The sequence below is a fragment of the Saccharopolyspora aridisoli genome (genome assembly GCF_004348445.1).
Taxonomy (GTDB): domain Bacteria; phylum Actinomycetota; class Actinomycetes; order Mycobacteriales; family Pseudonocardiaceae; genus Saccharopolyspora; species Saccharopolyspora aridisoli.
The window spans coordinates 1-11,605 of the sequence record NZ_SMKV01000065.1 but is presented as its reverse complement, the minus strand read 5'-3'; the positions used below and the strand labels follow the sequence as shown (position 1 = coordinate 11,605).

The following is an 11,605-nucleotide window of genomic DNA, read 5'->3' as shown; positions in this document are numbered from 1 at the left end:
ATCGTCGGCAGCGTCCGAGGTGTATAAGAGACAGGTGTTGTATCGTTGTCCCCGTTGCGCGGTCCCGTCGTCTAGCGGCCTAGGACGCCGCCCTCTCAAGGCGGTAGCGCGGGTTCAAATCCCGTCGGGACTACAACGCGAGGAGGGCCCCGGAAATTCATCCGGGGCCCTCCTCCTTTGCTGTCAAAGCCTGTTCTGCAAGCCTTCTGCTGCTGCCAGCAGATCCGCTGCCCAGCGGGCTCCCGGTTTGCGGCCCATTCGGTCGATCGGGCCTGAGACCGAGATGGCCGCGACCACCGCGCCCTGGTTGTCCCGCACCGGCGCCGAGACGCTCGCCACGCCCGCTTCGCGCTCCGCCACGCTCTGCGCCCAGCCCCTGCGGCGCACCTCCAGCAGCGTGCGCTCGCCGAAGACCGCCTCCGCGAGCACCGCGCGCTGCGTCGCCGGGTCCGCCCACGACGCCAGGACCTTCGCGCCCGATCCCGCCGTCATCGACAGAGCCGTGCCCACCGGGACGGTGTCCCGCAGGCCGCTCGGCGGTTCCGCCGTCGCTATGCACAGGCGCTGCATGCCGTCCCGGCGGTACAGTTGGACGCTTTCACCCGTGACATCCCGGAGTTTGGGCAGCACCGTGGACGCCGCCTCCAACAACGGATCCACCGCGCCGCCGGCCAGCTCCGCCAACGCCGCGCCAGGCCGCCACCGGCCGTCCGAACCACGGCGCAACAGGCGATGCGTCTCCAGACCCACCGCCAAGCGGTGCGCCGTCGCCCGAGGCAGCCCTGTGCGGCTGCACAGTTCCGCCAGGCCGCACGGCTCCTGAGCCACCGCCTGCAGTACGGCCACTGCCTTGTCCAACACTCCGATGCCGCTATGCTGTCCCACGTACCGATACTAACTTCCCGGCATCTGGGAAGTCCACTCTGTGGGAGAGACCCCTTTCCTCGGGTCTCGGCGCGCTCGACTGGGAGCAGTGATGGGAAGAACGCTCGCGGAGAAGGTGTGGGACGCGCACATCGTGCGCCAAGGTGAAGGGCACGAGCCCGACCTGCTCTACATCGATCTCCACCTGGTGCACGAAGTCACCAGCCCGCAGGCCTTCGAAGGGCTCCGGTTGGCCGGCCGCGAAGTGCGGCGCCCCGACCTGACGATCGCCACCGAAGACCACAACGTCCCCACCGTCGGCCTCGACCTGCCGATCGCCGACCCGGTGTCGCGGACCCAGGTCGAAACGCTGCGCAAGAACTGCGCGGAGTTCGGCATCCGGCTGCACCCGATGGGCGATGCCGAGCAGGGCATCGTGCACGTCGTGGGCCCGCAGCTCGGCCTCACCCAACCCGGCACCACCGTCGTCTGCGGTGACAGCCACACGTCCACGCACGGCGCGTTCGGCGCGCTGGCCTTCGGCATCGGCACCTCCGAGGTGGAACACGTGCTGGCCACCCAGACGCTGCCGCTGAGGCCGTTCAAGACCATGGCCATCAACATCGAGGGCTCGCTGCGTCCCGGCGTGACGAGCAAGGACGTCATCCTCGCCGTCATCGCCAAGATCGGCACCGGCGGTGGCCAGGGCTACGTGCTGGAGTACCGGGGCGAAGCCGTGCGCCAGCTGTCGATGGAAGCCCGCATGACCGTCTGCAACATGTCGATCGAGGCCGGTGCGCGGGCGGGCATGATCGCGCCCGACGAGACGACTTTCGAGTACCTCAAGGGTCGCCCGCACGCCCCCGAGGGCGCGGACTGGGACGCCGCCGTCGAGTACTGGAAGACGTTGCGCACTGACGACGACGCCACCTTCGACGCGGAAGTCACGCTCAACGCCGACGATCTCACCCCGTTCGTCACCTGGGGCACCAACCCGGGTCAGGGCCTGCCGCTGGGCGAGAACGTGCCCGACCCGGAGGCCATCGTCGACGAGGGCGAGCGCTTCGCCGCCGAGAAGGCGTTGGCCTACATGGGCTTGACCGCAGGCATGCCGCTGCGCGAGGTGAGCGTCGACACCGTCTTCCTGGGCTCCTGCACCAACGGCCGCCTGGAGGACCTGCGGGCCGCCGCTGAGGTCATCAAGGGCCGCAAGGTCGCGGGCAACACGCGGATGCTCGTGGTGCCCGGCTCGATGAAGGTGCGCCTGCAGGCCGAGAGCGAAGGGCTGCACGAGGTTTTCACCGCCGCCGGAGCGGAATGGCGTTCGGCCGGTTGTTCGATGTGCCTGGGCATGAACCCGGACCAGCTGGACCCGGGCGAGCGCAGCGCCTCGACCTCCAACCGCAACTTCGAGGGCAGGCAGGGCAAGGGCGGCCGTACCCACCTGGTTTCGCCGCTGGTCGCCGCGGCCACGGCGGTGCGCGGGACGCTCTCCTCGCCCGAGGACCTCGACTGACCACCTCCTTGAGCTCTCTACCACCAGGAGCAGTGACGATGGAACCGTTCAAGACGCACACCGGGGTCGGCGTCCCGCTGCGCCGGTCCAACGTGGACACCGACCAGATCATCCCCGCCGTCTACCTCAAGCGGGTTTCCCGCACGGGCTTCGAGGACGCGCTGTTCGCCGCCTGGCGCGGTGACGAGGAGTTCATCCTCAATCAGGAACCCTTCTCCTCCGGCAGCGTGCTGGTCGCCGGGCCCGACTTCGGCACCGGGTCCTCCCGCGAGCACGCGGTGTGGGCGCTGAAGGACTACGGCTTCCGAGTGGTCATCTCGAGCCGTTTCGCGGACATCTTCCGCGGCAACTCGGGCAAGCAGGGCCTGCTTGCCGCCCAGTGCGAGCAGTCCGATGTGGAACTGCTCTGGAAGCTGCTGGAGACCGAGCCGGGCACCGCTGTCACGGTGGACCTGCAAGAACTCACAGTCCACGCCAAGGACCTCACGGTGCCCTTCAGCATCGATGACTACACCCGCTGGCGGCTGCTGGAAGGGCTCGACGACATCGGTTTGACCCTGCGCCACGCCGAGACGATCGACACTTTTGAGGCTGGGCGCCAGAGTTTCAAGCCCGCCACCCTGCCTGCTCGCAAGGGCTGAGGCTTCCCCCGCATCGGGACGGGTTTTTCCTTTCACAGCAGGAAAAATCCGTCCCGACCGGGACAACTGAACAGTTGCTCCAAGCACTGCGCGGACCCCGTTGCCCGGACTCGAATGCCCGCGCCCCAACGAAAAAAGGGGGCGTGGCGAATGGCATTTGTTGTTCCGGGGCTTTACCGTTGACATTGAGTCGGCCCAACGGGGCCGTTGTTGTGTCCTGGGAGGGACTGAAGTGAACAAGGCCCAACTGATCGAGGCTCTGGCAGAACGCCTCGGAGACAAGAAGACCGCCAGCCAGGCCGTTGAAGACGTCGTCGACATCATCGTTCGCAACGTCAACAAAGGCGAGAAGGTCAACATCACCGGTTTTGGCGTTTTCGAGAAGCGCGCTCGCGCGGCTCGCGTCGCCCGGAACCCGCGCACCGGTGAGAGCGTGAAGGTCAAGAAGACCAACGTTCCCGCGTTCCGCGCCGGCACCCAGTTCAAGGAAGTCGTGGGCGGCCAGCGGAAGCTCCCGCGTGCGACGACCTCCGGCAAGGCTGCCACCACCCGCGGCGTGACCACGCGCACCGCCTCGGCGAGCAAGACCACCACCGCTCGCAAGGCCACCACCACGCGTGCCGCGGCCACCAAGACCGCCACCCGCACCACGGCGAAGGCCGCCCCCGCCAAGGCTTCGACCGCCAAGTCCAGCAAGGCGAGCACCGCCAAGGCCAGCACCACGAAGGCTGCTCCGAAGCGGGCCACCACCAAGGCCAGCACGGCGAAGGCGACCCCGGCGAAGTCGGCCACCACCAAGCGGGCCAGCACCGCCAAGGCCACCACCAAGGCGACGCCGAAGTCCACCGCGAAGACGACTCGCCCGGCCACCAAGAAGGCCACGACTACGCGCAAGTCCACCAAGAAGTGATCGCTCGCTTCGACTGCGAGCTTCAGTGGGCCGAGCGGGCGGCGGCATAGCCGCCCTCCCGGGGGCGTACCGCCGCCCGCTCAACGCATTGGGAGAAGGCGAAAACCCGCCGCCTCAGGCGCGGCGGGTCGCTTCCCTCTCCCCGCCCGCGCGTGCGGACGCTTCAAACGCCCGCAGAGCGCCGGAACGCGGTCGGCCGGTCCCCTGCGGCCGAGGCGCTTGTGACGGCGCTGTGCGGCGCGGTCAGCGCCCCGCAGGGGTTCTTCGCGCCCGAGCCAGCGGATCCGGAAGGTAATCCGCCGCCGTGAGGCGCAGTCCCGGCGCCTCACCGTCGTCCGTGCGCTCGTCCGGTCGGAAGGACAACGTCCACACGCTGCTCTTGCGCGACGCCACCTCGTCGAGCCGCAGCCCGGCCGAATCGGCGAGCCGCGTCACCAGATCCGGGATGACGCCTCCCTGGCTGCACACCACGCTGGTGCCGCCCTCGGCTGCGACCTCCAGCAGGGCTCGCAGGCCTGCCTGCCGATCGGCTGAATAGACCTCCTCGGAGAACAGCGGTTCGCTCACGATGTCGATTCCGCCGTCACTGGCCAACGGGGCCACGGTTTGTTCGCAGCGCACGCGCGGAGCCGAATAGATCCGGGAAGGTGCGAACAACGGCAACAGGGAATGCAATGCGTCCCGTTGTTTGCGGCCCGCTTCGCTGAGCGGACGAAGAGCGTCATCTCCGGACCATTCGGATCGTTTGCCCGCTTTGGCGTGGCGCACCAGCAAAACCGTCGCCGTTTCCTCGCGGGACCCGTCGAATGCTTCGAGGACTCGCGCATCGTGCGGGTAGCTCAACTCCGCGCGCGCCTGCTCCAACGACAGCCAGCGGAGTTCGTCCACTTCGTCGTTGGGCGTGAACTCGCCGGCTCGCAGGCGTGCGGAGTAGTAATCGACGATCTTCGGCGCGGACCCGCCTGACCGGGTCGGGACCTCGTAGCGCACCTGCGCGAGCGGGCGCACGAGCACGGCCGAAAACCCGGTCTCCTCGGCGACCTCGCGGACCGCCGCCTGCGCGGGGAGCTCGCCCGGGTCGAGCTTTCCCTTGGGCAGCGACCAGTCGTCGTACCGGGGGCGGTGCACGAGCGCGACCTCAGGGCCCTGGGCGCCGGGCCGCCACAGCACAGCTCCCGCCGCGCGCACGAGCACGGGCACATCGACCGCTTCGGCACCCGGGATGTTGTTGGTCACGCTCTACTTCCTCAACAAGCCTGTGAAGGATTTTCCTAAGACACCTTGGCGCCGTGTCCGGACAGCATCTCGGTCTGGTGGTCGCGGACCTGCGCGCCGCTGCGCGGGGAGGCTTCCCAGTCTCCCTTGGCGTTGAGCACCCAGCAGCGCGTCGAGGGGTGCAGCGCGGAATCCATCATCGCGTCCATCTGCGCGGTCAGCTTCGCGTCGGTGACGCGGACCTGGACCTCGATGCGGCGGTCCAGGTTGCGGTGCATCATGTCGGCGCTGCCCAGCCAGTGCTCGTCGATGCCGACGAAGTGGAAAACCCGAGAGTGCTCCAGGAACCGTCCGAGGATCGACCGCACCTCGATGTTCTCGCTGAGCCCGTCCACGCCTGCCTTGAGGGCGCAGATCCCGCGCACCACGACCTGCACCGGCACACCGGCCAGGGAGGCGCGGTAGAGGGCGTCGATAATCTGCTCGTCGACCAGCGAGTTCACCTTCATCCGGACGCCGCAGCTCAAACCCTGCCTTGCGCGCTCGATCTCGGCCTCGACCCGCTCCACGATCCCGTTCCGGATGCCTTGCGGGGACACCAGGATGCGGCGGTAGTCGCCGTGCCGGGCGTAGCCGGTGAGCACGTTGAACAGATCGGTGAGGTCGGCGCCGATCTCCGGGGACGCCGTCAGCAGGCCCAGGTCCTCGTAGATGCGCGCGGTCTTGGGATTGTAGTTGCCAGTGCCCAGGTGGCAGTAGCGGCGGATCGTCGAACCTTCCTGCCGCACCACGAGCGAGGTCTTGCAGTGCGTCTTCAGCCCGACCAGGCCGTAGACGACGTGCACGCCCGAGCGCTCCAGGGTGCGCGCCCACTGGATGTTGGCCTGCTCGTCGAAGCGCGCCTTGAGCTCCACCAGGGCCACGACCTGCTTGCCGGCCTCGGCGGCGTCGATGAGCGCGTTGACGATCGGCGAGTCACCCGAGGTGCGGTACAGGGTCTGCTTGATGGCCAGCACGTGCGGGTCGGCCGCCGCCTGCTCGATGAAGCGCTGCACCGAGGTGGAGAACGAGTCGTAGGGGTGGTGCACCAGCACGTCGCCCTCGCGCAGCGTGGAGAAGATGCTCCTGGGCGTCTGGCCCTCGGCGAACGCCGGGTGCGTGGCGGGGACGAACGGGGAGTCCTTGAGGTCCGGCCGTTGCAGCTTGTCCAGCTGGAACAGGCAGGACAGGTCGAGCAGGCCCTTGACCTCCACCACGTCGTGCTGGTCGACCTCCAGCTCCCGCAGCAGGAGTTCGAGCATGTTCTCGCTCATGGTTTCGGTGACTTCCAGCCGCACCGGAGGACCGAAGCGGCGGCGCGCGAGTTCGCGCTCCATCGCCTGCAGCAGGTCCTCGTCGCGGTCCTCCTCGACCTCCAGGTCGGCGTTGCGGGTGACGCGGAAGATGTGGTGCTCCGAGACGCGCATGCCCGGGAACAGCTTGCTCAGGTGCGCTGCGATGAGCTCTTCCAGCGGCAGGAAGGTGGCCGACTCGTTCTCCCGGTCGGCCTCCACCCGGATCAGCCGCGGCACGTTGTCGGGGACCTTCACCCGCGCGAAGCGGCGCAGCCCGGCGTCCGGGTCGGTCACCGTCACCGCGAGGTTCAGCGAAAGGCCGGAGATGTAGGGGAACGGGTGCGCCGGGTCGACCGCCAGCGGTGTGAGGACCGGGAAGATGTGGTCCTCGAAGTAGCGGGTGAGCTTGGCCTGGTCGTCCGAGGCGAGCTCGTCCCAGTCCAGGATGCGGATGCCGTGGGCGTCGAGCTCGGGCAGCAGCTCGTCGACGAAGACGCGGCCGAGCTTCTCCATCAGGTCCTGGTTGCGCGCGGCTATGCGGACCAGCTGCTCGTGCGGGGTGAGCCCGTCGGCGCTGCGCACCGACAGCCCGGTCTCCTCGCGGCGCTTCAGCCCGGCGACGCGCACCATGTAGAACTCGTCCAGGTTGGAGGCGAAGATCGCCATGAACTTCACCCGCTCCAGCACCGGCTGCGACTGGTCCTCGGCGAAGGCCAGCACGCGCGCGTTGAAGTCCAGCCAGGACAGCTCCCGGTTGAGGTACCGGTCCTCGGGCAGGTCCGTCGTGGCCGCAGCCCTGGTCACAGCGGGCGGCGCCGAGGGAACCCGCGCACCGCTGGTGACCGCGGGGAGGGGCCCGTTCGCCTCGTTGCTGGCGGTGGTGCGGCGAGCAGGACGCGGTTCGCGGCTCGCTGCCGCCTTGCCTGCGGACGAGGTGCGTTTGGCGGGCCGCTTCGGCGACCGGTCGCTGTTCGTGCTCACCGAGCCATTGTCACTCAAAAAACCGCTTCAGATCGACCACCAGGGTGGTGCATCTGATGTTCGTCCGAACACAGCCGAACCTCGTGTGACGTGCGGAAGGGAACCTCTCTGCCACCGGGCGAGAGGAAGGTTCCCTTCTTCGGGGCAGTGGCGTGCGGAAGGGAACCTCCCTGTCACCGGCGCGAGCGGCGGCACCGACGTGCGCAGGGGAAGTTCCGCTCACCCGCCCACGCCGAGCTGAGCGGTGGTGCGGGGGCCGAGTCCGGCGGCTTTCGCCGAGGTCAGGTCGGCTTCGGTGTCGACGTCGCGGCGCAGCGACTCCCACGGCCCGGCGAGGGTCTTTGCACCTGACTCGCCGTGGGCTTCGGCGGAGCCTGGGCCGAAGCGAGGGTCCAGCGGCTGGTCGGGCTCGGCGAGCAGGAGGGTCGTGCCCTCGCCCGAGAGGTCCGGGCAGTACGAGCGGTCGGTTCCCGCGGCGCGCAGCGCCCACCCGAGTTCACCGGAGCGCAGCGCGGGCAGATCCGCCTGGAGCGCGCCGACGCGGAAGGCGCCTCGGGCGCGCAGCACCTCGTCGCCGTGCCGCAGCGCGGCGTTGAGCCCGTCGGCAGGGCGGTCGGGCAGCACTTCGACGCCGAGAGCGGTGAACGCCGCGGTCAGCGCGGGATCGGAGGAGACCACCACCACGCCCACCACGCCGCGGGCGCGACGTGCGGCGGCGACGGTGTCCACCGCCATCGCGGTGACCAGCTCGAAGTGCCCGGCCGAGCCGCGACCGGCCAGCAGCCGGGACTTGGCCCGGGTCAGCGGTTTGAGCGGTACCAGCAGGTGCACCCCGTCGGTGTCGGGCGTGTTCTCGGTGGTCACGGGGACCATCTTGCGCCAACGTCCGCCGATGCGGTGGAGGGCTTCCCAAGTGCCGCCTGGTTGACGAGGCTGTGGCCGGGGCCGGGTAATTTGACTGGCGCTCGAGACCTGGAGGAGAAAAGCCGTGGCGGAATCGAGAAACCTCCGACGCCAGCGGAGGACGACCAGCGAGAAGGCACATGGGATGGGTGTCTTCTGGCTGGGCCTGGCCCGCTGGGTGTTCTACCCGCTGACGCACTTGCTGGCGCGCGTCCGCGTGCGCGGGGCGCACAACATCCCGGCTGAGGGTGGTGCGCTGCTCGTGCTCAACCACGTGTCCCACCTCGACCCGATCTTCGACGCGGTCACCGTCCACCGCGCGGCGCGGGTGCCGCGCTTCATGGCCAAGAGCAGCCTGTGGAACGTCCCGGTGCTCAGGAACGTGCTGGTCGGCGTGGAGCAGATCCCGGTCTACCGGGGCACCGCGGACGCGCAGAAGAGCCTGCGCGACGCGCACGCGGGGCTGGAGAACGGCAAGGTCCTGGTGATCTACCCGGACGGCACGATCACCAAGGACCCCGACGGCTGGCCGATGACGCCGAAGGCGGGTGTGGCCCGGCTGGCGCTCACCCACGACATCCCCGTCATCCCGGCCGCCCGCTTCGGCACCCGCGAGATCTACGACCACTACAACAAGAAGTTCCGGCCCTTCCCGCGCAAGACCGTGAACTACGTGATCGGTGAGCCGTTGGACCTGTCGGCCTACCGCGGTGAGGACCTCGACGTGGAGACGATCCGCGAGGTCACGAACCTGGCGATGAGCCGGGTTCGTGAGCTGCTCGGCGAGATCCGCGAGGAGCAGCCGCCCACCGAGTTCTACGCCCCGGCCCGCAAGAAGAAGGGCACCGATGGCGCAGCCTGAGCGGATCGCGGTGCTGGGCGCCGGGTCCTGGGGGACCACGTTCGCGAAGGTCCTCGCCGACGCGGGCAACGACGTCTGCCTGTGGGCCCGGCGTCCGCAGGTGGCGGCGGAGATCAACGAAACCCGCCGCAACGACTCCTACTTGCCCGGCATCACCTTGCCGGAGCGGCTGCGCGCCACCGACGACGCCGCCGAGGCGGTGCACGCCGCGGAGTTCGCGGTGCTGGCGGTGCCCAGCCAGACGCTGCGCGAGAACCTCGCCGGGTGGCAGCCGCTGCTGCCGCAGGACGTGACGCTGGTGAGCCTGGCCAAGGGCGTCGAGCTGAGCACGCTCAAGCGGATGAGCCAGGTCATCGGCGAGGTCGCCGACGTGCCGGTGGAACGGGTGGCGGTGGTGTCCGGGCCGAACCTGGCCAAGGAGATCGCCGCGGGTCAGCCCACCGCGACGGTGGTCGCCTGCTCCGACGAGGAGCGGGCGGTGGTGTTGCAGAAGGCGTGCTTCACGCGGTACTTCCGCCCCTACACCAACACCGACCTGGTGGGCATCGAGATCTCCGGGGCCTGCAAGAACGTCATCGCGCTGGCCTGCGGCATCGCGGCCGGGCTCGGTTTCGGGCACAACACGATGTCGTCGCTGATCACGCGCGGTCTGGCGGAGACGACACGGCTCGGCGTCGCGCTGGGCGCGGACCCGATGACCTTCGCCGGGCTGGCCGGACTGGGCGACCTGGTGGCGACCTGCGCGTCGCCGCTGTCGCGCAACCGGACCTTCGGCGAGCGGCTGGGCAGGGGAGAGACGGTGGCCCAGGCGCAGGAGGCTGCCCACGGCCAGGTGTCGGAGGGCGTGAAATCCTGCTCGTCGATCCGCCAGCTGGCAGCCCGGCACGGCGTGGAGATGCCCATCACCGACGTGGTGCACCGGGTGTGCCACGAAGGGCTGGAGCCGGGCCCTGCCGCTGCGGAGTTGTTGGGACGCGAGCGCAAGGCGGAGTGATCCGGTCGCGCGTTCGCGTCGATCGCGAGTGCGGGAGTGACCACAGTGGATCTTGGGGATTTCGGCGACGGAACGCGCGTGGTGCACGGCGGGCACCCGGAACCGGAGGCGGGCGCGCCGCTGCTGCCGGGGCCGGTGTTCGCCGCGCCGTACCACCTCGGGGAGACCGGCCCCAGCGGTGATTTCTACGGCCGCGCGGGCAATCCCACCTGGCGAGGACTGGAATCGGCGATCGGCGAGCTCGACGGCGGGCACTGCGTGCTGCTGCCCTCGGGCATGGCGGCGATCAGCACCGTGCTGCGTTCGGTGCTGCGGGCCGGCGACAAGCTGGTGCTGCCCTCGGACGGGTACTACGCGTCGCGGCAGCTCGTCGCCGACGAGCTGACCGAGCTCGGCCTGGACGTGCGCGAGATCCCCACGCCCGGCCCGTGGACCGACGAGGTCTTCGAGGGCGCGCGGCTGGTGCTGCTGGAAACGCCGTCGAACCCGGGCGGGGACGTCTGCGACATCGCCGCGCTGGCCGAGCGCGCCCACGCGGCGGGTGCGCTGCTGGCGGTCGACAACACCACCGCGACCCCGCTGGGGCAGCGTCCGCTGGAGCTGGGCGCGGACATCGTCATCGCCAGCGACACCAAGGCCCTGTCCGGGCACAGCGACATCCTGCTGGGGCACGTGTCGGTCCGCGATGAGGAGCTCGCGAACCGCCTGGTGCGCGCGCGTTCGCTGTCGGGCGCGATCCCCGGGCCGTTCGAGACGTGGCTGGCGCACCGCAGCATGGGAACTCTGGACCTGCGGCTGTCCCGGCAGGCCGAGAACGCCGCCGCGCTCGTCGACGCCCTCTCCGGCCACCCAGCGGTGAGCGGTCTGCGCTGGCCGGGCTGGTCGCAGGACCCGGCGCACGAGCTGGCGAGCCGGCAGATGCGCCGCTTCGGCGGGGTGTTCTGCTTCGAACTCGCCGACGCCGGCGCGGTCCAGGCCTTCACCGCGAAGAGCCGCTTGGTCGTCGCGGCGACCAGCTTCGGCGGCCTGCACAGCACGGCCGACCGCCGGGCCCAGTGGGGCGACCCGGTCCGCGAAGGTTTCGTCCGCTTCTCAGCGGGCTGCGAGAACCCCCAGGACCTCGTCCAAGACGTCCTCCAAGCCCTCTCCTGACCCACTCCTGCCCCACCCGTCCTGACACTCCCGTCCACCCGCACCGCACCGCTCGCGCGAGGGTCGGACGGTTTACCCCGGCGGTTTACCCCGGTGCACGGTCCTGGTCGCGCGGTAATCCGGGTTCCCCGACCGAACACCGCGTGATCGGGTTCTCGGCTACGGCCGCAATCGGGTCACCTCACCCCGACGGGTGTGAAGTGGGTCGCGGGTTGTGGGGGTGGGAGTGGGAG

The 11,605-nt window shown here is 69.7% G+C and carries 10 protein-coding genes and 1 tRNA gene; 7 read left to right on the top strand and 4 right to left on the bottom strand.

Annotated elements, in window-relative coordinates; genetic code table 11:
• The first annotated feature begins 60 nt into the window (after positions 1 to 60).
• Positions 61 to 133, top strand: a tRNA-Glu gene (locus tag E1161_RS26705).
• 50 nt (positions 134 to 183) lie between these two features.
• Here E1161_RS26705 and E1161_RS26700 read toward each other — a convergent pair.
• Positions 184 to 885 carry an IclR family transcriptional regulator gene (locus tag E1161_RS26700; RefSeq protein ID WP_165939956.1) on the bottom strand — a complete coding sequence of 234 codons (702 nt, stop codon included), beginning with the start codon at positions 883 to 885 and terminating at the stop codon, positions 184 to 186.
• Between the two features lie 91 nt (positions 886 to 976).
• Here E1161_RS26700 and leuC point away from each other — a divergent pair, with 91 nt between their 5' ends.
• The 3 genes from leuC to E1161_RS26685 all read left to right on the top strand — a co-directional run bounded on the left by leuC (position 977) and on the right by E1161_RS26685 (position 3,931).
• Positions 977 to 2,380, top strand: coding sequence for a 3-isopropylmalate dehydratase large subunit (gene leuC, locus E1161_RS26695; protein WP_132627506.1), 1,404 nt, complete (start codon positions 977 to 979; stop codon positions 2,378 to 2,380).
• A gap of 38 nt (positions 2,381 to 2,418) precedes the next feature.
• On the top strand, positions 2,419 to 3,021 hold the full coding sequence (gene leuD / locus E1161_RS26690) for a 3-isopropylmalate dehydratase small subunit (RefSeq protein WP_132627505.1): 603 nt from the start codon (positions 2,419 to 2,421) through the stop codon (positions 3,019 to 3,021).
• Positions 3,022 to 3,253: 232 nt separating this feature from the next.
• Positions 3,254 to 3,931 (top strand): HU family DNA-binding protein, encoded by a 678-nt coding sequence (locus E1161_RS26685; RefSeq protein ID WP_132627504.1) that lies wholly within the window; start codon positions 3,254 to 3,256, stop codon positions 3,929 to 3,931.
• Positions 3,932 to 4,174: 243 nt separating this feature from the next.
• Here the strand turns inward: E1161_RS26685 and E1161_RS26680 are convergent, their stop codons facing one another.
• The 3 genes from E1161_RS26680 to cofC all read right to left on the bottom strand — a co-directional run bounded on the left by E1161_RS26680 (position 4,175) and on the right by cofC (position 8,325).
• Positions 4,175 to 5,167, bottom strand: coding sequence for an NUDIX hydrolase (locus tag E1161_RS26680; RefSeq protein ID WP_408012177.1), 993 nt, complete (start codon positions 5,165 to 5,167; stop codon positions 4,175 to 4,177).
• A 35-nt stretch (positions 5,168 to 5,202) separates the two neighbouring features.
• Positions 5,203 to 7,461: an RNA degradosome polyphosphate kinase gene (locus tag E1161_RS26675; protein WP_207920426.1), complete on the bottom strand. Its 2,259-nt coding sequence runs from the start codon at positions 7,459 to 7,461 to the stop codon at positions 5,203 to 5,205.
• 219 nt (positions 7,462 to 7,680) lie between these two features.
• The gene (gene cofC / locus E1161_RS26670) at positions 7,681 to 8,325 is read right to left on the bottom strand and encodes a 2-phospho-L-lactate guanylyltransferase (RefSeq protein ID WP_235875327.1); all 645 of its coding nucleotides are present in this window, start codon (positions 8,323 to 8,325) and stop codon (positions 7,681 to 7,683) included.
• 184 nt (positions 8,326 to 8,509) lie between these two features.
• On the opposite strand from cofC, the gene E1161_RS26665 reads away from it, so the two are divergent.
• Genes E1161_RS26665 through E1161_RS26655 form a run of 3 tightly spaced genes read left to right on the top strand, consistent with a single transcriptional unit; the run spans position 8,510 to position 11,372 of the window.
• Positions 8,510 to 9,226 carry a lysophospholipid acyltransferase family protein gene (locus E1161_RS26665; protein WP_207920425.1) on the top strand — a complete coding sequence of 239 codons (717 nt, stop codon included), beginning with the start codon at positions 8,510 to 8,512 and terminating at the stop codon, positions 9,224 to 9,226.
• Positions 9,213 to 10,220: an NAD(P)H-dependent glycerol-3-phosphate dehydrogenase gene (locus E1161_RS26660; protein WP_132627500.1), complete on the top strand. Its 1,008-nt coding sequence runs from the start codon at positions 9,213 to 9,215 to the stop codon at positions 10,218 to 10,220. The genes E1161_RS26665 and E1161_RS26660 overlap by 14 nt, the downstream gene beginning before the upstream one ends.
• Positions 10,221 to 10,265: 45 nt before the next feature.
• Entirely contained in the window at positions 10,266 to 11,372 is a 1,107-nt protein-coding gene (locus E1161_RS26655) for a cystathionine gamma-lyase (RefSeq protein ID WP_408012174.1), read from the top strand.
• Positions 11,373 to 11,605: the final 233 nt, after the last annotated feature.